This window comes from Bhargavaea sp. GQ12 (assembly GCF_059758705.1).
The window spans coordinates 39,097-58,895 of sequence record NZ_JCAXEU010000017.1; the positions used below are offsets into that span (position 1 = coordinate 39,097).

Here is a 19,799-nt window from a genome sequence, read left to right on the forward strand (position 1 = left end):
GAAACCATGAAAATCTGGCATCAGAGCCTGACATCGATTGAGCAAGTGCCGGCGTACCGTGATGCCGTGACCGCTCACATCCGAAAAGTTGCAAGACCTGGCGTTGAAGTCGTACTGCACGGCATGTCCAATAAAACCTATCCCGAACAATACCCGGGACACTTCATCACGTATTCCTATTTGCAGAATCTGCACCGCGAGCAGTTTATCCGGAACGCCATCATCGCGGAAAAGGCCGGATATGACGCCGTATTCATCGGGACGATTCCCGACGTCGGGCTTCTTGAAGCTCGCACGCTCGTGGACATTCCGGTGATCGGATACGGACAGGCTTCGCTGCACATTGCCTCGATGCTCGGGGACCGGATCGGCATCGTGAATTTTCTCGGGCCGCTCCAGGACCAGCTCCGATCGAATGCGGATCGCTACGGGCTCGGCGGCAAGCTCGGCCCGATCGTCCAGGCGGATATCGGATTCTATGATGTGCTCGAAGGCTTCAAGGATCCGCAGCCGGTCATCGACCGCTTTGTCGCATCCGCGGAAAAAGCGATCGGGCAGGGGGCGGACGTCATCGTTCCGGGAGAAGGCCCGCTGAACGTCTTCCTGGCCACGCACGGCGTTTCCCGAATCGGCGATGTGCCGGTCGTCGACTCGTTCGCGGCCGGCCTGAAGATGGCGGAATCACTCGTCGATCTGAAAGAGCATTCTGGCGTGACCGTGACCCGGAAAGGCTTCTACAATGCGAAGCCGCCTGAAGATGCGGTGAAAAAACTGCGTGCTTTCTATAACCATGAAAGCGAATTGGACGGGGACATGGATTACGGAATATCAGTGACGGCAGACACCGCCGTCCAATCATAATGGACAAGGGGTGGCAGGAAAGAATTGGACATTCTTTTGCTGATTCACCCCTTATTTTGACAGGTTCTTGTGCGACAAAAATCGACAATTAAATTTAATATATACAAATTTCTGAAATCAATTATACTTGTAGTAAGCTCGGGGGGATATAGGGGGTACGGACATGATTGAAACAGAAGCGGTTCATCCGAACACTGAAAAAAAGTTGTCCACCACATCAGCTACGTTCGGGATGCTCAGAAAAGAGCTGATCGAAAACCTGGGCGTGAAGCGGGCAAAGGCCTTCCTGCTCCGGTACGGTTGGAACACTGGCGCGGAAAACGCGAGGGAAGTACTGAAGAATCCCGGTCCGATCAAGGAGATGCTTGAAAAGGCGGGGGATCTGCATCTTCAGTCGGGACAGATCCAAAAGCTCGTTTCAGAACGGTCGGTCAAGCTGGATGCCGAGGGGAACATCTTGGAGCTTTACGCTGTCGGAAAATGGGAAGGCTCTTTTGAAGTGGACGAGCATCTTAAGCATCACGGCCGGGCGGCTCAACCTGTCTGCCATACGCTGGTTGGTTTTAGCAGCGGTTATATGTCAACGATTCTCGGGCGCCCAGTTTATCTGAGAGAAGTCACGTGCCGCGGCAGCGGGGATGCCGACTGCACATTTGAAATGAAAATGGAAGAGGACTGGAAAGATCCCGGGATGCTTGAAGAGATTTCAATGTACAAGGAAAGCCGGCTGATCGACGAACTGAACTATACGTACGAACAGCTGCTTGAACAGAAAAACTATATTGAACGGGTATCCAGTTTTCACGATAACCTGACGATCAAGGTGGCGGACGGGGCAACGCTGGATGCGATTCTTCAGACCATCTACGAAGCGTTGGAAGTGCCGGTCACACTGGAAGACCTGAACTTCTACGGAACTAAGGTCGTCGGGCTAAGCAAGGAAGAGCACCAGCTTTACCAGGAAGATTTCAGAAAGACTGTCATGCAGACGAAAAGCGGAAAAAAGCGGTATGCCTCTTTCACGAAGACCTTTTCGGTCAAGGGCAAGCACCACCGGCGGCTCGTGTCTCCAATCGTCGTTCAGGGCCAGGTGATCGGATATGTCTCATTCATCTTCAGGGATGAGGATGCGGAAATCGGCACCGAGCGGATGTTCATCCAGCGGGCAGCGGGTGCAATCGCCCTCTGTTTCCTGAACGAGAAGAGTTCGTTCGAGGCTTTGGAGAACATGAAGGGTTACTTTTTCCAGCAATTGCTGCTGAAACAGTATGAGTCGCAGTCGGATGTCATCTACCGCGGCTATTATATGGGTGTGGATCTGAATGAACCGTTTTATGTGGCCACGCTGAAGTGTACGTCAGATAATCAGGACACGGAAAGTATCGAATTCCTCGACACAGTGACCCAGGCCGTCGCGCGATTCCTTGAGATGCAAAATTACCGCATCCTGACGACAGTGCATGAAGGGGCCATCCTGCTTTTGCTGCCGAAAACGGAAGAAATGAAGGACAAGCTGAAACATATTCTCAAGCATCTCCGGCTGCACCATCAGTTCGTGGAATTCCGAATCGGGTTGAGCAGTGAAAATACGGATGTATGTACGATTGAAGAAAGTGTGGAAGAATCGCAGATCGCCTTGCGTATCGGTGAGGGGCCGATTGCAGCATTTGAGGAGACCAGCATCATCGGCTCCCTGATCAATTCCAAAAACATGTCAGCGATTCGGCGGCTGGCCAAAAAAGAGCTCAAACCGATCTTTGAGCTGAAAGAACAAAAGCGGGACGAACTTTTGAAAACGCTTTATATATTCCTGGTGAACGGCGGCAACCTCCAGCAATCCACCGCGGACCTCTCGCTTTCCATGAGCGGACTCATGTACCGCATTTCCAGACTGGAAGAACTGCTGGGCAAAGACCTCCGCAACCCGATCACCGCATACGAGCTCCTGCTCATGCTCGATTCGCTTAAAATACTTGGAGACATCAAATTTGAATAAGGTGATTACCCAAAAGCGCGTGCTGCCACGTGCTTTTTTTTGTTCTTACGAGAGAAAATGGATGTGAATATTGGTAACGCGCGCGTGAGCGGGTGAAATCTGAGATTTAGGAGAGCAGAATGATGAAGTTTGGGCTGCGAATGACGAGATCGGGGGCGTGAATGAAGAAATCGGCGCGGCGAATGACGAGACTCTGGGCGTGAATGACGAAACTCAGCCGCAGAATGGTGAGACAGCCATCATGTTGGGGGAAAATAGGGCGAATTCCTCCTTATCCGCAGAAACCATCTAAAAAGAGATGGCCGTATAGGCTCCTCGAAGAGGAATCTGATAAAAAATTACGGAAAAGCGCTTACATTCAGATGCTTTTTCGTCTTATTTTCCGACTGAATCTTCTTTACATTTGATATAACGCCACACATTAAAAAGGAGTGTTCCCTATGACATCCACGGTTGAATATAAGGACGTCGTCGAATCCGCAAAGGCGATGATTCCGCAGTTGCGTGAACGCGCGAAGGAGACAGAAGAAATCCGGAAGATCCCGGAAAGCACGATGAAGGAACTGAAAGATGCGGGGCTGTTCAAGATGCTTCGCCCGAAGCAGTACGGCGGCCTGGAAACGAATATGCGCACGTACAGCGAAGCGGTCGTTGAAATCTCGAAAGGCTGCGCATCCACCGGCTGGATCGTGGCACTGTGCGCCATCCGCGAACTCATGGTCGCGGAGTCGTTTACGGAAGAAGCCCATGATGAAATTTTCGGTGAGGATCCTGAAAGCGTTCTCTTTGCGGGCGTGTATGAACCGCGCTCCTGCACAGCGAAAAAAGTGGATGGCGGCTATCTGATCGAGGAAGGCCACTGGATGTTCTGCTCAGGTTCCCAGCATGCGACATGGGGATACTTTGGCACGATCATCAGGGACGACGAAGGCAATGTCACGGACCAGCTCCTTATGACCCTTCCGTTCAGCGAAATGGAAATCCTGGACGACTGGGACGTCATGGGCCTAAAAGGCACAGGCTCCAACAGCGTCAAAATGCACAACGTCTTCGTGCCGGACCGTCGCTGCGTATCGTTCTCAAAAGCGCTGGACGGGGAATTCAATTCGGCCCACCTGCGTGATATTCCGCTTTACAATTCGGCGCTGTTCCCGGGCCTGATCCTGTCACTCGGGCTGCCGGGCCTCGGCCTTCTCAAGTACGCGCTGGAATTCTTCCAGCAGAGCCTGCCGATGCGACGTGCGGCTCATATGGGTGTCGAGTTCATCAAGGATGCAGCGAGCACGCACGCGCTGATCGCGGATGCAGCCATGAAGATTGAATCCGCGGAATACTTCTTCTTCAAGGTCGCGGACGACATCGACCGCTGGGCGCAATCCGGACAGTATATGGAACGCGAAGCACGGGTCAAGGCGCTTGCCGATATCGGACACGCGAACAAGCTGCTGAAGGAAGCTCTGGACGCACTTCTGGCGGGCAGCGGCTCCGGATTTGCCTATAACGGCCATCCGATGCAGCGGATCATCCGCGACTTCCTCGTGCTCCATTCGCACCGATCGCTGTCTCCGATCATCACGAAAGAAAACTACGGACGGGTTCTTGTCGGTCTTGAATCCAATGCCATCCGTTACTGATTTCATATAAAGGTGGGGGAGAAAATGGGGAAACCGGAAATCGCAAAACTGGGCTATGTCGCCCTTGTCAGCTCGGATTTGGAGAAGTCCCTCACATTCTTCCGGGATGTGATCGGGCTTGAGGAAACGGCGGAAATCGACGGCGTCCACTACCTGCGGGCGTGGGGGGACTTCCAGCATCATACGCTGTCGGTCGAGCAGGGGGAATCCGGCTATGTGAAGCATATCGGCTGGCGCACGAAAAAGCGGGAAGATGTTGAGGGCTTCAAGGCACTTCTTGAAGAGCAGGGCGTGGATGTACGGGCAGTCCCGGCGTGGGAAACACCGGGCATCGGGGAAGCGGTCCGCTTTTCCCTACCGTCCGGCCATACGTTCGAGCTTTACTACGACATCGAAAAGCCGGAAGTGGAAGAACACCGGCGCTCAGTCCTGAAGAACCAGACTTACAAGGCGTGGGCAAAAGGGATTTCGCCGCGCAGGTTCGACCACGTCAACCTGCATACTTCCCGGCAGGCCCCGGAAACGTTCGAGTTCCTGCAGAACGTGCTCGGGTTCAAGATGCGTGAGCTGCTTGAGAACGACAACCAGGATATCCTGGCGGGCTGGATGAGCGTGACACAACTTGTGCATGATGTCGCCTTTGTCGCGCGTCCGGAGACGGATACGCCTGCACGGGTGCACCACATCTCCTACTGGTCTGATGATTCGCAGGACATCCTGCGTGCGGCGGACATCCTGAAGGAGCACGGCTTCGACTTTGTGGGGCCGGGCAAGCACTCGATCTCCCAGGCGATGTACATCTATGTCACAGACCCGGGCAGCGGGTGCCGGGTGGAACTGTTCACCGGCGGCTACCTGATCTTCGAACCGGACTGGGAGCCGGTCAGGTGGCATGAAAGCGAGCGCGCCTTCGGAAACACTTATTGGGGCGACAGCATCAACGCAAAAGAATTGGTCAAGACGACGATCGAAGCACGCTGAATTCTGAAAGGGGATGTCAACTCATGACAGTAAAAGCGACTCAGGAAACAAAAGCGCAAGTGACAGGCAGTGTGGTGAAGACGGAGAATTTCGAGACATACGTGAACCGCTCCGGCAAAGGGAACGGGGAAACAATCCTGTTCCTTCACGGATCAGGCCCGGGAGTTACTGCCATTGCCAACTGGAAGCCCGCTCTTGAAGAAGCGGGACAGAGCTTCCACTGCCTGGCGCCGGATCTTTACGGCTTCAGCAACAGCAGCCATCCGGAGGAGCCGCTGAAAAACCGGCAGGCCTGGATGGATGAGTGGGTCAAGCAGACGATTGAGCTGATCGACCATTACAAGCTCGACAAGGTCAACGTTGTCGGGAACTCGCTCGGCTGCTCCATTGCCCTCGAGCTCCTTATCGAGCACCCGGAGCGCATCGGCAAAGTCGTGCTCATGGGACCCGGCGGTACGCCGAACACGAAGATGAGCTTTGAACTGGCACGCGCGAAAAGCTTCTACGACAACCCGTCGAAGAAAAAGCTCCAGCAGATCATGAGTTGGTTCGTGTATGACGCAGAGAAAATGTGGCCGGTGATTGAAGCGGTGACGGATGACCGTTTCGAGAACGCGATGCGTCCGGAAGTCAAACGCTCCAACAACTCGATCTTTGCCACGGCCGCCGTTCCGGTTCCGACAGTGGCCCTGAACCGCATCAAGCATCCGGTGCTTCTTGTCCATGGCCTGAACGACAAAGTGTGTTCGGTCGAGTCCAGCTATTACCTCGCCGAACATCTGGGCAATCCGCAGCTCCATATTTTCGGTCAATGCGGCCACTGGACACAGCTCGAGAAAAAAGACGAGTTCAACTTCCTCATCCAGGAATTCTTCAGGGACCGTCTGTAACCGGAAGGGGTGGCAGTGTGCAGGAACAAAAGCTGAATTTCGACTACGAGACGGATGTCGTCGTCATCGGTGCAGGAAATGCCGCGATGTGCGCGGCGATTTCCGCCCGCGAGCAGGGGGCCCGAGTGATGGTGCTCGAAAAGTCGCTGGAAGCGGAAAAGGGCGGCAACACGACCTATACCCACGGATCGATACGCTTCGCCTACAACGGAGCGGACGAGATCCGGGAATTGGTGCCGGACCTTGACGACGCCGAAATGGCGATGACCGACTTCGGATCCTACACGGAAGAACAATTTTATGATGACATGTGCCGGATGACGGATTACAAGACTGACCCGGTACTGGCTTCGATTCTCACGGACGAAAGCTACGAAACGATGAAATGGATGACCCGCCACAATGTGAAGTGGATTCCGATCTACGGACGGCAGGCATTCAAGGTCGATGGCGTGTTCAAGTTCTGGGGCGGCATGGTGCTGGAGTCGGTCGGCGGAGGTCACGGACTGGTCGAAGCTCTGCATGAAGAGGCAGCTTCCCAGGGGGTTCAGATCCTCTACAAGACGATGGCCGTCAGCCTGCTCCGGAACGATGACGGGGTGTACGGCGTCGTCATCCGAGAAAACGGCAAGACAAAGCGGATTGCCGCAAGCTCCGTAATTATCGCATCTGGCGGGTTCCATGCGAACACCGAGATGCGGTCCAAGTACCTCGGCACCCAGTGGGATGCCGTCCACGTCAGGGGTTCCCGGTACAACACCGGTGACGGCATCAAGATGGCGCTGGATATCGGGGCACTGCCGGAAGGCAACTGGACATTGTCCCACGCCGTCATGGGCGACCGGTATCTGCCGGACTTCGAAGAGGGCTTCCAGCGGCTCAGCTATCCGTTCGGAATCCTCGTGAATGCCAACGGAGAGCGTTTCCTCGATGAAGGCGCGGATTTCCGGAACTACACCTATGCCAAATACGGCCGCGAACTGCTGAAGCAGCCGGGCGGCTACGGCTACCAAGTATTCGACACCCAGACGTCAGCCCAGCTCCGTGAAGAGTACAAGGGCCGGAAAGTCACGAAGGTACGGGCAAACACGCTCGAGGAACTGGCGGACAAGATGGATGTGGACAAGAAACGCTTCCTGGCAGAAGTCAGACGGTTCAATGAATCCGTCGACCGCACGGTGCCGTTTAATCCGAACGAAAAAGACGGCCGCCGCACCAACGGGCTTGCCGTCCCGAAAACGAACTGGGCGACTCCGATCGAGGAGGGGCCGTTCGAAGCGTATGCCGTCACCTGCGGCATCACGTTCACTTTCGGCGGGCTAAAGATTAATGAGGAAACGGAAGTCCAGGATACGATGTATGAATCCATCCCGGGACTGTATGCCGCAGGGGAAGCTGCCGGCGGCCTGTTCTACTCGAACTATCCGGGCGGAGCGGGACTCATGGCGGGATCGGTATTCGGGAAGATCGCGGGGGCAAAAGCTGCAGAGCACGCGAATGTACGGGCGGAGACGAAAGCGGCAATCCGGTGAACATCTCGGCTGAGATTGAACATCTCGTGAAGCTGCCCGTACTTTCAGCCGGATTTTGTGTGCTTTCGGGGCCGGTTCGCGAACATTCGTGACCACTTATTGTACTTTCGCGGAGGGATGCTGAATGGTCAGAGATATATTGATCCTCGGGGAGTTCTGCGGCGGTTCCGTCACGGATGAGACTTTGGAGGCGACTGCCGCAGCCGCAAGGATTTCGGAAGGCGGGGTATTGACCGGAGTGCTGTTTGGGGGGGACGCTCATCGCGCAGCCGAACAGTGGACCCGTAATGGTGTGGGCCGGGTGGTACTCCGTGATGACGCCTTTAGCCAAACACCGGACAGTTCCGTCGGGGCTTTGCTTTCGGTATTCGCACAGGAAAACCCCCACATGGTGGTCGCCGCTCATGGGGGAAACGCAGGAGAACTGGCTTACAGGCTGGCGAAGATCATGGAGTTGCCTTTTGTGGCGGACGTGATCGGGCTGACCCGCTATCAGGGGAGTCTTATTCTCCTTCAGGAAAGCAATTGGCGAACGATTCACGGCCATGAAGATGAAAGGCCGATCGCCACGATCCGGCCAGGACGTTTCCAGATCCATGAAAAGGACGGTTACCGCCCGTCTCTGATCGGGCCGACGGACGAGAAAGAACTGAAAACCTATCAGCCGGTCTAGACAAGACTGTTGATTGAAATTGGAGAAAGTCCGATGGTGGACGCAAAAACCTTTAGATATAGGCATTTGCGTCATAGACACCGCCGGACTTCTCTTTTTCTGAAGGGATGGACCATGTTTTTACAATCAAACAGGCGAGGGGGATCTTATGGCGACCATACATGCGCAAGAGGAAAAAATGGATAAGCCGAAATACAAGGCGTTTTTCGGGGCTTACATAGGATGGATCTTTGACTACTACGAGATTTTCCTGCTGAGCTTCCTTGTCATCCCGATGGCGGCCGCTTTGTCATTATCGACCGTACAGGTAGCTTCAATCTTCTCCGTCCAGCTGGCCTTTCTTGCGGTCGGCGGAGTCGTATTCGGTTACTTGGGCGACAAAGTCGGCAGGAAGAAGATCCTGATCGCCACACTGGTGATCTTTACGCTCGCCACGCTGATGCGTGGGTTCACCTTCAATTACGAATGGCTGATACTTTGGACCGCGATTGCAGGCTTTGGTCTGGGAGGGGAGTACGGAGCCGCGCAGGCACTCGTGAGTGAAACGGTGCCTTCAAAGCAAAGGGGTTTTTGGAGCAGCATGCTGTACAGCGGCGCCTATATCGGAATCTTCATGGGAGCCACGGTCGGCGGGTTCATCCTGCCGCTGATCGGATGGCGCTGGACGTTCATCCTGTCGGCCCTTCCAATCTTATTTGCTTTATACCTTCGGAAAGACGTAGAAGAATCTGCTGTATGGGAAAAAGAGGTAAAAGAAAATACGGACATCGTCAAAGTGAAATGGACTAAAAAATATGGGCTGAAACGATTCTGGAAACCGTTCACCATTGCGCTGATTGCAGCGGTCCTGCAGTACTTTGCCTACTACGGAATCACCAACTTCCTGCCGACTTATCTGGTTGAATACGAAGGGTTTGAAATGGGCGCGACCGGATGGTGGTTATTCTTTACGGCGCTTGGAGGGCTGGTAGGTGCAGTAATTGCCGGATACACGACCGACAAATGGGGCAGGAGAATCACGCTCTCTTATCTGGGAGTGGTGGCTGCGCTCGGGGGTATTGCCCTGTATTTCACGTGGACCAGTCTTATTAATTCATTTTGGATCCTGGTTCCGATTTTCTTCCTGTATTTCGGCTCGAATGGAGCGGCGGTTTTCGGATCGCTGTTCAGTGAGATTTTCCCGACGGATCTGCGGGTGACCGGCATTTCCTGGGCTTTGCAGATCGGACGCGGACTCTCTGCAATTCCGCCGCTTATCACAGCTGCTGTATTCCCGATTTACGGATACAAGCCGATCATCCTGGGAGGAGCGGTGCTGTTCCTGGCGCTGGCACTATGGGCTTGGGTATTCCCCGAGACGAAAAACGTCCGGCTGGATGAAATGGAGGCGCTGGATCCTGATGCGGATCTTGAAAAGCCGGAAAGTGTTCCAGTGAATTGATTACCCGAAACGATGCGCAATTCATTTAGGAGGGGGATTTATTGAAGTCTTATTACAATGTTCTTCGAATGCCGCCTTGGGCCAAAGCAGCCGCGTTCACTTCGGCGATCGCATTGATGCTGGCCGGCTGCGGGGCGAAGGCAGCTGCACCGGACCAAGGGGCTGCTCCCGGTAATGCGGCTAAGAAAGATGAAGGAAAAGATGCGGTGCAGTCCGCGGAAAAACCGAACATCGTCTATATCGTGCTTGATGACTCGGGCTTCTCCGATCTGGCGTCCTATGGATCAGAAATCCAGACGCCGAACCTGGACAAGTTGGCAGACAATGGCCTCAGGTATAACAACGCACATGTGGCGCCGGTCTGTTCACCAACAAGGGCTTCACTGCTGACGGGGCGCAATTCACATTCTTTCGGTATGGCGACCGTGGCCAACTTTGACATGGGGCCTGACAATCCAAACAAGAGAGGGCGCATCGATCCATCGGCCGGGACAATCGCGGAAGTATTGAAGGAGAACGACTACAATACGTATGCGTTAGGGAAATGGCATCTCGCTCCTTCCCATCAGGCGACCGCGGCGGGCCCGTATGAAAACTGGCCGCTCCAGAAAGGATTCGACCGGTTTTACGGCTTCCTTGAAGATTCCTCCGATCAGTATAAGCCGGAACTTGTACAGGACAACTCATTCATCGAGACGGCGAATGATCCGGACTATCACTTCTCCGAGGATATCGTGAGGCAGGCCAACCAGTACGTCACCGACCAGGCTTCGTTTGACCCGGATACGCCGTTCTTCCTTTACCTGGCGTTCGGTGCACAGCACCAGCCTGTCCAGGTTCCACAGGAATACATTGATCTGTATGACGGGGTTTATGACAAAGGCTGGGATGAAATCCGGAAGCAGCGGTTCGAGAAGCAGAAGGAAATGGGGATCATTCCGGAAGACGCCGAACTGGCACCACGCAATCCGGGCGTTCCGGAATGGGACAGCCTGAATGATCAGGAAAAAGAGGCCTTTGCCCAGTTCCAGCAGGCCTATGCAGGATTCATGACCCATACGGATGAGCAAATCGGAAAACTGATTGATACGCTCGAGCGGACCGGCGAGCTGGATGACACGATGTTCGTCTTCCTGTCCGATAACGGGGCGAGTCCGATGGGGAAAGCGACCGGTTCGATCAACCATACCCTGGCCTATAACGATATCGCCGAGCCGTTTGAGACGATCTATGAAAAACAAGACCAGATCGGTTCTGATCAGACAAAATCGGAATTCCCTCAAGGATGGGCGCAGGTGAGCAATACGCCTTTCAAGCTGTACAAGTCGACGATGTATGAAGCGGGAATCCGGACACCATTGATCATTTCGTATCCGAAAGGCATCAAGGCAAAAGGAGAAGTCCGTGACCAATACGTCCATGTTTCCGACATCACGCCGACAGTTTACGAGCTGATGGGCATCGATTTGCCAAAGGAGATCGACGGCGTCAAGCAGATGAAACTTCATGGCAAGAGCCTTGTTCCGACTTTTAAAGATCCTGAAGCGGAAGTCCGCAAAACCCAGTATTTCGAGAATAATGGCCAGCGCGCCATCTACCATGACGGCTGGAAGGCAATTGCCCGCCATGTACCGAAAACCCCATACGAAGAAGATGTTTGGGAACTGTATCATATATCCGAGGACCCAACTGAACAGGTGAACCTGGCGGCAGAACATCCAAAACAGCTGAAAAAGCTCCAGAAGCTGTTCGAGAAAGACCAAGGAATACGGCGTCTACCCGATGACGGACATTGCTGGGGACGGCTTCCTGTTCACACCGGAAGATTCCCTCCGGGCAAAATCCGAGTTCATCTTCTATGACGGCATGTCCAGACTTCCGGAAGGCGCGACACCGTTTATCCTGAATAAGTCATATTCGATCACAGTGCCGATCGACCGGCCGGCGGGTGACGAAGAAGGGGTGCTTGCAGCACTCGGAAGTTCTGAAAGCGGCTATGCGCTCTACGTCAAAGATGACAAGGCCGTATATGAATACAACCGAGGGGATTCCGTTTACCGGATCGAATCATCACAGCCTCTGCCGGAAGGAAAAGCGGAAGTGAAATTGGACTTTGAGCTTAACGGAGAAAACAGCGGCACAGCGACCTTGCTGGTGGACGGCAAGCCTTCGGGTACCGTCGAGATCGAACAGACGCACCGGTTCAAAGTCTCATTCGAAGGCCTTGATATTGGACATGACTCGAACTACCCGGTAAGCAAGGACTATGCCGGAATGGATGGGTTCCCGTTCTCAGGTGAAATCGAAAAGGTCGTCTATCAGATCCAGGAATAAACTTGATGAAAGGGAGCAGGAGCGGGAAACCGCTCCTGAATCCCATTTTCTACATATTGAGGGGGAAGAGAGATGGAACAGGCACTTGTGCAGACAGATGGATTCCATATGATCGCAAAGCCGTCTGGACCGCTTTGCAACCTGGATTGCCATTACTGTTTTTACACGGAGAAGGAATCTTTATTCGCTCCGAAGACCCGCTTCAAGATGTCCGATGAGGTTCTGGAAACGTATATCGAGGGGTATATCCGCAGCCAGAAGGAAGAAGAGATCCCGTTCGTCTGGCAGGGCGGCGAACCGACATTGATGGGGCTGGATTTTTACAGGAAAGTCGTCGAGTATCAGAACAAATATGCAGGCAGCAAACGGATCGTCAACTCACTCCAAACAAACGGGACACTTCTGACAGACGAATGGTTCAAGTTCCTGAAAGAAAACCGCTTCCTCGTCGGCCTGAGCATCGACGGGCCGGAGCACATTCATGACTTTTACCGGGTGGACCGGGGGGGACAGCCTACATTCAAGAAGGTGCATCGGTCATTAAAAAAACTCCAGGAATATGGCGTCGAATACAATGTACTGGCATGCGTGACGAGGGAATCCGGGCACCAGGCAACGGAAATCTATCAGTTTTTCAAAGACGAAGGGGTCAAGTTCATCCAGTTTATCCCGATCATCGAGAGGCTTCCGGATGCAAAGGCGATGGCGCTCGGCTTGCGGCACGCTGTTCCGCCGAGTATTGAGGAGGATGAGATCCAGCAGGCGGTGTCTGCATGGACGGTCGGATCAAAACAGTATGGGGAGTTTTTGACCGAGGTTTTTGATGAGTGGGTCCACCATGATGTGGGAGACGTCCATGTCATGAACTTCGAGCATGCACTGACCGCCTGGCTCGGGCTCCCCGCAACGTCTTGCGTGTTCGCGGAGACCTGCGGCCGGGCGGGAATCGTCGAGCATAACGGAGATGTCTACTCTTGCGACCATTATATGTATCCGGACTTTAAGCTTGGGAATATCGAGGAAGACACGTTCGCGGCGATGATGGACTCCGAGCGCCAGAGGGCCTTCGGTGATGCAAAGCGCGATACGCTTCCGGATTACTGCAAGGGTTGCGAAGTGCGGTTTGCCTGCAACGGGGAGTGCCCGAAGCACCGATTCCTGAAAACACCGGACGGGGATTCCGGTCTGAACTATCTGTGCGCCGGCTACAAGCACTTTTTCCATCACATCCACCGCTATATGAAAGTCATGGTCCAGCTGATCGAGAACGATCTGCCGGTATCGGAGATTAAAAACGTCATCAAGGGACCGCTGATTGTGCAGCGTTAATGTCGGATCCGGATTCGGAATGGGCAGTCCGGGTCGTTGGTGTACTTTCACGCAGCTTACTGTACTTTCGAGGGCTGTTTGTATACTTTCGTGACCACTTACTGTACTTTCACGTATTTGACCCCTAACTCCATTTAGACGTAAAGGAGGACGCCGCAGGGCGTCCTCCTTCGTTTTATTTTTTCTGAAGCTCCAGCAGTCCAAGCGAAATCTCCGGAATCATGTACAGGATGAATACGTCGATCACGAGGATGAAGATAAACGGCAGGAGCGGCTTGATCAGCTTGTCATGCTGAATGTTCGCCACTTTGGCGGCGACGAACATGCTGAGGCCGACAGGCGGAGTGAGCAGCCCGATCGCGAGGTTGATGACCATGATGACCCCGAAATGGATCGGATCCATGCCGATGGCAACGACCACCGGAAGCAGGATCGGCGTCAAAATGATGATGGCCGATATTTCATCCATGAACATGCCGACGACCATAAGCAGTGCCACGATCAGCAGCACCACGACAATTGGGGCGATATTGGCGTTTGTAATCAAATTGCCGATCTGCTGGGGGACCTGCTCGATCGTTAAGTAGAAACCGAAAAATGAAGCCGTTGCGATGATAAACGATAGCGCCGAAACAACAGTGACCGTCTCAAGCAAAATCTGTTTGAGCACCTTCCAGCTGATTTGGCGATAGACGAGTGTCCCGACCAGGAGTCCGTAGACAACGGCAATCACAGATGCCTCTGTCGGCGTAAAGTAACCTCCATAAATGCCGCCCAGGATAATAATCGGCATGAGAATGGCCAGAACCGACTGGGCAAATGAAGTCAGGATTTCTTTCAAACTGGCACGTTGCTTGATCTCAATTTTGGCACGCACCGAATAGATGTATGTCCAGATCATTAGCGTAAGCCCGACAAAAATTCCGGGAATGATTCCCGCAATAAACAAGTCTCCGACGGAAACACCGGCACTGACCGCAAACATGACCATCGGGACGCTCGGCGGAATCATGACGCCTGTCGTTCCGCCCGCAGCCTGTACCGAGGCAGAGAATCCCCGGTCATAGCCTGCCTTTACCATCGCGGGGACAAGCAGTCCGCCGACAGCCGCCGTTGTCGCGACCGCAGATCCTGAGAGGGCGGCAAAGAACATACACGCGACAATCGATACATGTCCAAGCCCGCCGCGGAAATGGCCGACCAGGCTGTTGGCGAAGCTGACGATCTTGTCCGAAATCCCGCCGTGTTCCATAATTTTGCCCGCCAGTATGAAAAACGGTGCAGCCAAAAGCGGGAAGGAGTCGAGTGTTGTGAACATCCGGTGGGGCAGAGTGCTCAAGTCGAGTGTGCCCGTCATCAGCACAATCAATGTCGTGGACAGTCCAAGCGAGATGGCAATCGGGACGTTTAGAAAGAACAGGACGGAAAGGACGATGAGCAGCAGGATGCTCATTCCATCACCTCCGCAGTCTTAACCGGTTCCTTCTTGAAAAAGTAAAGGTCAAATAGATTGAGGGCCTGCAGAACGGCGCTGATCGGCAGTGCCGCATATACGAAGGACATCGGCAACTCCAGTGCAGTCGATCTGATTCCCGCGGAGCTGTTGACCAGGTCCATCCCTTTAGAGAAGAGGATCCAGAGAAACGCGAGGCAGAGTAAGAATACGACCGTCTTTATGACTCGATCTGCCATACCGGCCAGCCGCTTTGCAATGACATCAATACTCATATGGGCCGCATATTGATAGGTGAAGCCTGCTGTCAGGAAAGCGGTCCAGACCATCAGATATCTGGCGGCTTCCTCCACCCATGGGAAGGAGGAACCGAACAGCTCCCTTGAAATGATCTGCATAAAGATAATGATGACCATGAGGGATAAAAACCCCATGGTCAGATATTCCGTAATTTTATTGAGGACTCGGATGACTTTGGAAAACATTTGATCTCCTCCTTAACCGACCGCCTTTCAGGCATTATTTAGCGTTCCGGATCCGTTCCACGATATCGCCGAACTCGGATTCATGCTTTTCGTAGACCGGTTCAACGGCTTTTTTGAAGGAGTCGACATCGATGTCTTCTTTCTCGATGATCTTGACGCCGTTGTCTTCCATTAGCTTATCGGCAGATGCTTCATATTCCGGATAAATCGTTTCATGATAGTGGGCAGTCCCGTCTGCTACTGCCTGATCCAGCTTTTCTTTAATGTCTTCAGGCAGACTATCGTATTTCGACTGGTTCATGACGATGACACCTGCACGGTAGCTTAGGCTGACCTTGGAGAAGTGCTTCGTGACTTCATAAAGCTTGCCTCCCGTCATCGTGACATTGAGCGCATCGGTTCCGTTGACGACACCCTGCTGGATTGATGTGTACAGCTCAGGGTAAGGGATCGGAACCGCATCGGAGCCAAGGGCCTTGAACGTGTCGATGAAAATCTCGTTCTCGAGCGTGCGCATCTTCAGGCCATCCATGTCGGCGGCAGAGGTGACATCCACTTTGTTGTTGGCGATATTGGCCACGCCGTAATCGAAGAAAGTGAGGATCTTGAGGCCCTGTTCACTTGCCTGTGCCTTGAACTCGTCACCCACTTCGCCGTTCAGCACGGTTTGTGCGTGTTCGAGGTCTTCAAACAGGAAAGGCAGATCCAGTACGGCCAGGTCACTGACGAAGTTGGATAATGCACCGGAAGTGACAAGTGCGATATCGATTGTCCCGGCACGAACCTGCTCGACCATTTCGACCTCGCCGCCAAGCTGGCTGCCCGGGAATACGTTGATGCCCAAAGCACCATCTGTCTGTTCCTTCGCATCTGCAGCGATCTTATCCGCAAATAGGCCGCCAGGGTCAGTGGCCGGCGCCGAATGACCAAAACGGAGCTCAGCGGTTTCGCCTGACGCTTCGGCTACCCCGTCTGCTATCTCCCCCTGACCGCACGCCGTTAGAGTCAGCAACATCAAACATCCTACAATTGCTAGCCATTTCGTTTTCAACCGTTCATCCCCCTCGCTGTTGAAGCGCTTACAAAAACACTTCAACGAATCTAATCCAATCGTATAGGGGAGAAGACTATGATTCTACGACAAAAGATTTTCTAAAACATGATATTTTCTGATAAATAATTACGGAATCTATCTTGATTTCTATTGATTATTATTCATTCGGAAAATAAAACGGAAATTCCCGTATTTAGTCCTCCTGATTCAAATTGATGATCAACTTCCTTCGGGTGTTCAATTTAGCCGAAATACGCGCTCAACGACAATATTCAGCAATTCTTTTCTTAAATTGTCAAAATAGATAGACTTTTATTAATCGGTTTATCTATAATAGACTCAGAAAGGGAATCATCGCTCATTTATTCCAATGATTTGGATTTTTATGGGTCATTTGCTTCCTTGTCAGTCTGGTTCCTTTTTCTTAGTTGAGGGGTGCGAGGTGAAGGGAATGAAACGGGTGAACGCCGGCATGTAGAGAATGGATGCACCAACGCTTTAGAGATTTTCCGGATGAGCAAGCGGGAAAAATCAGACCAAAGGGGATGGGGGCATGAGAACAGCGATGTTCTTGATAGGAGAGGAGACCATGGGAATTGTTCCGGAGTACGACACTTTTGGGGACCTGCACGCCAAGGTGCTGCTGCCGGAAGAGTATATCACAGTCGGGGCCAGTCCGACTCAACTGATAGACCGTACGCTGAAGACGCAGGGAACCAGTTTCCGCGGAGCGCGGGACGGCGCCAATTACATCCTGTCGAGAACGCATAATACGCCCGTCCGGATCGAGGGAGAGGAGACAATCATCCTCTTCCCGACCACTTCGCCGTCGAGGGAAGATTGTACATGGTTTGCCTTGCACCACATCGATCGCTATGAATCGGTGGAAAAGGGGAAGACGTGCGTGACACTCACGAACGGTCACACAGTAACACTGCCCGTCAGCCGGTTTAGCTTCCATAACCAATTCCAGAAAGCGCTGCGTTTTAAGTATCAGCTCGTTGAACGACGTGACATCCGGCTGCTCCTGATCCGTGAACCGAAAAAACGCTATCATCTCGTCAAACGGGACGGACAGCGGAACTTTGAAGACAACTGAACCCGGCCCCTGCTTAAAGATGAGCAGGGGCTATTTGCTGTATCCATCCGAACCCGGCTGCCTATATAAACAGAAAGATTGCGAAGGGAGCGGAAGGGATGGAACAGCAGCTTTTACACCGGATCGATCCGGTGAATGAAATTCTTCTTTTCTATGATGCGAGAATCGCCCCGCTGGATCTGTTTGCCTATGATTGCCTGCTTGAGCTGATCAATGATTTTGGCGAGAAGGAAGTGCTCCACACACTCCGGGCCGCGGCTTCAAAGCGCATGCGGGGTGACGGGGTCCTGGAATGGGTGTACCGCCGGCTATCACCAGGCCCATCGGAAAAGTGATCATTTGGGCGGGAGAGCGATCCCCCGCTTTTTTGTCATACATACCTCCTGCCGGATGCGGGTAATAGAAGGGTATCGGGAGATATTATCCAAACCTAATTACAGAATGGAGGATTCGATGGAGATTCAAGAAATCGTTGAGGAGATAAAGGATAAAATGATCCGGATCCGCAGGCATATCCATGCGCATCCGGAGCTGAGCCATGAGGAATACGAGACGACCCAATTTGTAAAGGAACAGCTGAAAGACACGTCAATCGAGTGGCAGGAGCTGGGACTCGAGACAGGTGCAGTCGGCCTGATGCATGGGAAGGCCGGCGAAGGACCGGTGCTGATGCTGAGGGCGGATCTTGACGCGCTGCCGATTGATGAAGAATCAGGTGTCGAGTTCAAGTCTGAAAAACCCAATGTCATGCACGCCTGTGGACACGACGTCCATACGACTGTGCTGATTGGTGCCGCAAAAGTTCTCGAGCGCACAAGGGATGAATGGAAAGGAACAATTAAGTTCGTCTTCCAGCCGTCCGAAGAGAGGGCAGGCGGCGCGACAGAGCTGATCGAGGCAGGGGTACTCGAGAATCCGAAACCTGACCATGCGGTGTGCCTCCATACGTGGCCATCGACGGAGGCAGGGAAAATCGGAATCCGGCCGGGCCCGATGACTTCGGCGAACGACACATTCCACGTGACGGTGAAGGGCACGGGCGGACACGGTGCCCATCCGGAGAAAAGCGTTGACCCGATTCCAGTCGCAGGGGACGTCGTGGATATGTTCCAGCGCATCATTTCACGGAACCTGTCGCCGTTCGAACCGGCCGTCATTACGGCGGGACAGATCGACGGGGGCACGGCAAACAACGTCATCGCCACGAAAGTGAACATCTCCGGAACGGTCCGGACTCTTAATCAGACCACTCGCGACTACATCAAAAAGCGGATGGCCGAAATTGCCCACCACGTTGCCGCCGCCTCAAACGCGGAAGCGGAAGTCGACTTCAAGGGAGCCGGCTGTCCGCCGGTCATCAATGACCCGCACCTGACCGGATTGCTGGAACAGTCGCTGAAAGACCGGATCGGCGAAGAGAACATCGATTATCTCAAAGTGCCTTCGACGGGCAGCGAAGACTTCGCCTATTATCTCGAACATATTCCCGGCATGCTGTTCCGCCTCGGCACGAGGGACGATGAAGACAGCCGGACACACCTGCCGCTCCACAACCCGGGCATCGTCTTTGATGAGCGCGCGATTCCGACGGGGATCACCGCCATGAGCGGATTTGCGATCGATTATCTGAATGGAGTTCATTAATGAGAAAGCCGGCCGCTGGGGCCGGCTTTTTACGGTTTTGGAGCGAAAATCAGGGCGAATGCGAATCCGGCAAGGATACCGAACGGCATAGTGTCGAACAGGATATCGGCCAGCAGCCCGATGCACATTCCCATCGTAAGCCAAGTCCAATTGTCATTGGCCTTCCTTTTTTCTCCCATCAGCTGTCACACTGATTTCGTCTTTTCCTTTTATCTTCATCAAAGACGCCGCTGAAGATGATCGAGAAGACGAGGCCGAGTGAAATTCCCATGGCGATATTCTCGAACAGCATGCCAAAGACAACGGCGTATACAGATCCGATGGCAATTCCTGAACCATTGAACGTGCTTCTCAGTTTTTCTCCCATATTGGTTCACTCCTATTGGCGGGGAG

General features: G+C 53.3%; 20 protein-coding genes. 15 read left to right on the forward strand and 5 right to left on the reverse strand.

Annotation, left to right across the window (positions count from 1 at the left end):
• Positions 1-6: 6 nt before the first annotated feature.
• The 12 genes from AC6CHQ_RS13465 to AC6CHQ_RS13520 all read left to right on the forward strand — a co-directional run bounded on the left by AC6CHQ_RS13465 (position 7) and on the right by AC6CHQ_RS13520 (position 13,671).
• Positions 7-861 carry an aspartate/glutamate racemase family protein gene (locus AC6CHQ_RS13465; protein WP_498081796.1) on the forward strand — a complete coding sequence of 285 codons (855 nt, stop codon included), beginning with the start codon at positions 7-9 and terminating at the stop codon, positions 859-861.
• Positions 862-1,024: 163 nt separating this feature from the next.
• Entirely contained in the window at positions 1,025-2,857 is a 1,833-nt protein-coding gene (locus AC6CHQ_RS13470) for a helix-turn-helix domain-containing protein (RefSeq protein ID WP_498081797.1), read from the forward strand.
• Positions 2,858-3,014: 157 nt separating this feature from the next.
• Positions 3,015-3,149: a hypothetical protein gene (locus AC6CHQ_RS13475; protein ID WP_498081798.1), complete on the forward strand. Its 135-nt coding sequence runs from the start codon at positions 3,015-3,017 to the stop codon at positions 3,147-3,149.
• Positions 3,150-3,297: 148 nt separating this feature from the next.
• Positions 3,298-4,491 carry an acyl-CoA dehydrogenase family protein gene (locus tag AC6CHQ_RS13480; RefSeq protein ID WP_498081799.1) on the forward strand — a complete coding sequence of 398 codons (1,194 nt, stop codon included), beginning with the start codon at positions 3,298-3,300 and terminating at the stop codon, positions 4,489-4,491.
• A 24-nt stretch (positions 4,492-4,515) separates the two neighbouring features.
• Positions 4,516-5,472, forward strand: a complete 957-nt coding sequence (locus AC6CHQ_RS13485; protein ID WP_498081800.1) for a VOC family protein — start codon at positions 4,516-4,518, stop codon at positions 5,470-5,472.
• A 23-nt stretch (positions 5,473-5,495) separates the two neighbouring features.
• Positions 5,496-6,362 carry an alpha/beta fold hydrolase gene (locus tag AC6CHQ_RS13490; RefSeq protein WP_498081801.1) on the forward strand — a complete coding sequence of 289 codons (867 nt, stop codon included), beginning with the start codon at positions 5,496-5,498 and terminating at the stop codon, positions 6,360-6,362.
• 17 nt (positions 6,363-6,379) lie between these two features.
• On the forward strand, positions 6,380-7,894 hold the full coding sequence (tcuA, locus tag AC6CHQ_RS13495; RefSeq protein ID WP_498081802.1) for an FAD-dependent tricarballylate dehydrogenase TcuA: 1,515 nt from the start codon (positions 6,380-6,382) through the stop codon (positions 7,892-7,894).
• Positions 7,895-8,018: 124 nt separating this feature from the next.
• The gene (locus AC6CHQ_RS13500) at positions 8,019-8,567 is read left to right on the forward strand and encodes a hypothetical protein (RefSeq protein ID WP_498081803.1); all 549 of its coding nucleotides are present in this window, start codon (positions 8,019-8,021) and stop codon (positions 8,565-8,567) included.
• Positions 8,568-8,745: 178 nt separating this feature from the next.
• A complete protein-coding gene (locus AC6CHQ_RS13505; protein WP_498081804.1) occupies positions 8,746-10,008 on the forward strand; it encodes an MFS transporter in 1,263 nt (420 codons plus the stop codon).
• Positions 10,009-10,049: 41 nt separating this feature from the next.
• Positions 10,050-11,870 (forward strand): arylsulfatase, encoded by a 1,821-nt coding sequence (locus AC6CHQ_RS13510; protein ID WP_498081805.1) that lies wholly within the window; start codon positions 10,050-10,052, stop codon positions 11,868-11,870.
• Positions 11,791-12,342 (forward strand): LamG domain-containing protein, encoded by a 552-nt coding sequence (locus AC6CHQ_RS13515; RefSeq protein WP_498081806.1) that lies wholly within the window; start codon positions 11,791-11,793, stop codon positions 12,340-12,342. The genes AC6CHQ_RS13510 and AC6CHQ_RS13515 overlap by 80 nt, the downstream gene beginning before the upstream one ends.
• Before the next feature lie 72 nt (positions 12,343-12,414).
• Entirely contained in the window at positions 12,415-13,671 is a 1,257-nt protein-coding gene (locus AC6CHQ_RS13520) for an anaerobic sulfatase maturase (protein ID WP_498081807.1), read from the forward strand.
• 175 nt (positions 13,672-13,846) lie between these two features.
• On the opposite strand, the gene AC6CHQ_RS13525 is transcribed toward AC6CHQ_RS13520, so the two are convergent.
• The 3 genes from AC6CHQ_RS13525 to AC6CHQ_RS13535 are packed head-to-tail and all read right to left on the reverse strand — an operon-like array spanning position 13,847 to position 16,621.
• Positions 13,847-15,124 (reverse strand): TRAP transporter large permease, encoded by a 1,278-nt coding sequence (locus AC6CHQ_RS13525; protein ID WP_498081808.1) that lies wholly within the window; start codon positions 15,122-15,124, stop codon positions 13,847-13,849.
• Entirely contained in the window at positions 15,121-15,609 is a 489-nt protein-coding gene (locus AC6CHQ_RS13530) for a TRAP transporter small permease (RefSeq protein WP_498081809.1), read from the reverse strand. Before AC6CHQ_RS13530 ends, AC6CHQ_RS13525 begins: the two co-directional genes overlap by 4 nt.
• A gap of 34 nt (positions 15,610-15,643) precedes the next feature.
• Complete coding sequence (locus AC6CHQ_RS13535; RefSeq protein ID WP_498081810.1) at positions 15,644-16,621, reverse strand: TRAP transporter substrate-binding protein; 978 nt, start codon at positions 16,619-16,621, stop codon at positions 15,644-15,646.
• Positions 16,622-17,228: 607 nt separating this feature from the next.
• Here AC6CHQ_RS13535 and AC6CHQ_RS13540 point away from each other — a divergent pair.
• The 3 genes from AC6CHQ_RS13540 (at position 17,229) to AC6CHQ_RS13550 (ending at position 19,406) form a co-directional block, all read left to right on the forward strand.
• Positions 17,229-17,762: a competence protein ComK gene (locus tag AC6CHQ_RS13540; protein ID WP_498081822.1), complete on the forward strand. Its 534-nt coding sequence runs from the start codon at positions 17,229-17,231 to the stop codon at positions 17,760-17,762.
• A 98-nt stretch (positions 17,763-17,860) separates the two neighbouring features.
• Entirely contained in the window at positions 17,861-18,097 is a 237-nt protein-coding gene (locus AC6CHQ_RS13545; protein WP_498081811.1) for a hypothetical protein, read from the forward strand.
• 118 nt (positions 18,098-18,215) lie between these two features.
• Positions 18,216-19,406 (forward strand): M20 metallopeptidase family protein, encoded by a 1,191-nt coding sequence (locus AC6CHQ_RS13550; protein ID WP_498081812.1) that lies wholly within the window; start codon positions 18,216-18,218, stop codon positions 19,404-19,406.
• Between the two features lie 29 nt (positions 19,407-19,435).
• On the opposite strand, the gene AC6CHQ_RS13555 is transcribed toward AC6CHQ_RS13550, so the two are convergent.
• A complete protein-coding gene (locus AC6CHQ_RS13555; protein WP_251240046.1) occupies positions 19,436-19,585 on the reverse strand; it encodes a hypothetical protein in 150 nt (49 codons plus the stop codon).
• Positions 19,585-19,773, reverse strand: coding sequence for a glycine zipper domain-containing protein (locus AC6CHQ_RS13560; RefSeq protein WP_498081813.1), 189 nt, complete (start codon positions 19,771-19,773; stop codon positions 19,585-19,587). Before AC6CHQ_RS13560 ends, AC6CHQ_RS13555 begins: the two co-directional genes overlap by 1 nt.
• Positions 19,774-19,799: the final 26 nt, after the last annotated feature.

Bases quoted from the DNA above. Each gene is read 5' to 3' on its own strand.
- AC6CHQ_RS13505 (WP_498081804.1), top strand. From the start codon at position 8,746: ATGGATAAGCCGAAATACAAGGCGTTTTTCGGGGCTTACATAGGATGG.
- AC6CHQ_RS13480 (WP_498081799.1), top strand. From the start codon at position 3,298: ATGACATCCACGGTTGAATATAAGGACGTCGTCGAATCCGCAAAGGCG.
- AC6CHQ_RS13500 (WP_498081803.1), top strand. From the start codon at position 8,019: ATGGTCAGAGATATATTGATCCTCGGGGAGTTCTGCGGCGGTTCCGTC.
- AC6CHQ_RS13525 (WP_498081808.1), bottom strand. From the start codon at position 15,124: ATGAGCATCCTGCTGCTCATCGTCCTTTCCGTCCTGTTCTTTCTAAAC.
- AC6CHQ_RS13485 (WP_498081800.1), top strand. From the start codon at position 4,516: ATGGGGAAACCGGAAATCGCAAAACTGGGCTATGTCGCCCTTGTCAGC.
- AC6CHQ_RS13555 (WP_251240046.1), bottom strand. From the start codon at position 19,585: ATGGGAGAAAAAAGGAAGGCCAATGACAATTGGACTTGGCTTACGATG.
- AC6CHQ_RS13560 (WP_498081813.1), bottom strand. From the start codon at position 19,773: ATGGGAGAAAAACTGAGAAGCACGTTCAATGGTTCAGGAATTGCCATC.
- AC6CHQ_RS13550 (WP_498081812.1), top strand. From the start codon at position 18,216: ATGGAGATTCAAGAAATCGTTGAGGAGATAAAGGATAAAATGATCCGG.
- AC6CHQ_RS13465 (WP_498081796.1), top strand. From the start codon at position 7: ATGAAAATCTGGCATCAGAGCCTGACATCGATTGAGCAAGTGCCGGCG.
- AC6CHQ_RS13530 (WP_498081809.1), bottom strand. From the start codon at position 15,609: ATGTTTTCCAAAGTCATCCGAGTCCTCAATAAAATTACGGAATATCTG.
- AC6CHQ_RS13490 (WP_498081801.1), top strand. From the start codon at position 5,496: ATGACAGTAAAAGCGACTCAGGAAACAAAAGCGCAAGTGACAGGCAGT.
- AC6CHQ_RS13515 (WP_498081806.1), top strand. From the start codon at position 11,791: ATGACGGACATTGCTGGGGACGGCTTCCTGTTCACACCGGAAGATTCC.
- AC6CHQ_RS13545 (WP_498081811.1), top strand. From the start codon at position 17,861: ATGGAACAGCAGCTTTTACACCGGATCGATCCGGTGAATGAAATTCTT.
- AC6CHQ_RS13540 (WP_498081822.1), top strand. From the start codon at position 17,229: ATGTTCTTGATAGGAGAGGAGACCATGGGAATTGTTCCGGAGTACGAC.
- AC6CHQ_RS13520 (WP_498081807.1), top strand. From the start codon at position 12,415: ATGGAACAGGCACTTGTGCAGACAGATGGATTCCATATGATCGCAAAG.
- AC6CHQ_RS13470 (WP_498081797.1), top strand. From the start codon at position 1,025: ATGATTGAAACAGAAGCGGTTCATCCGAACACTGAAAAAAAGTTGTCC.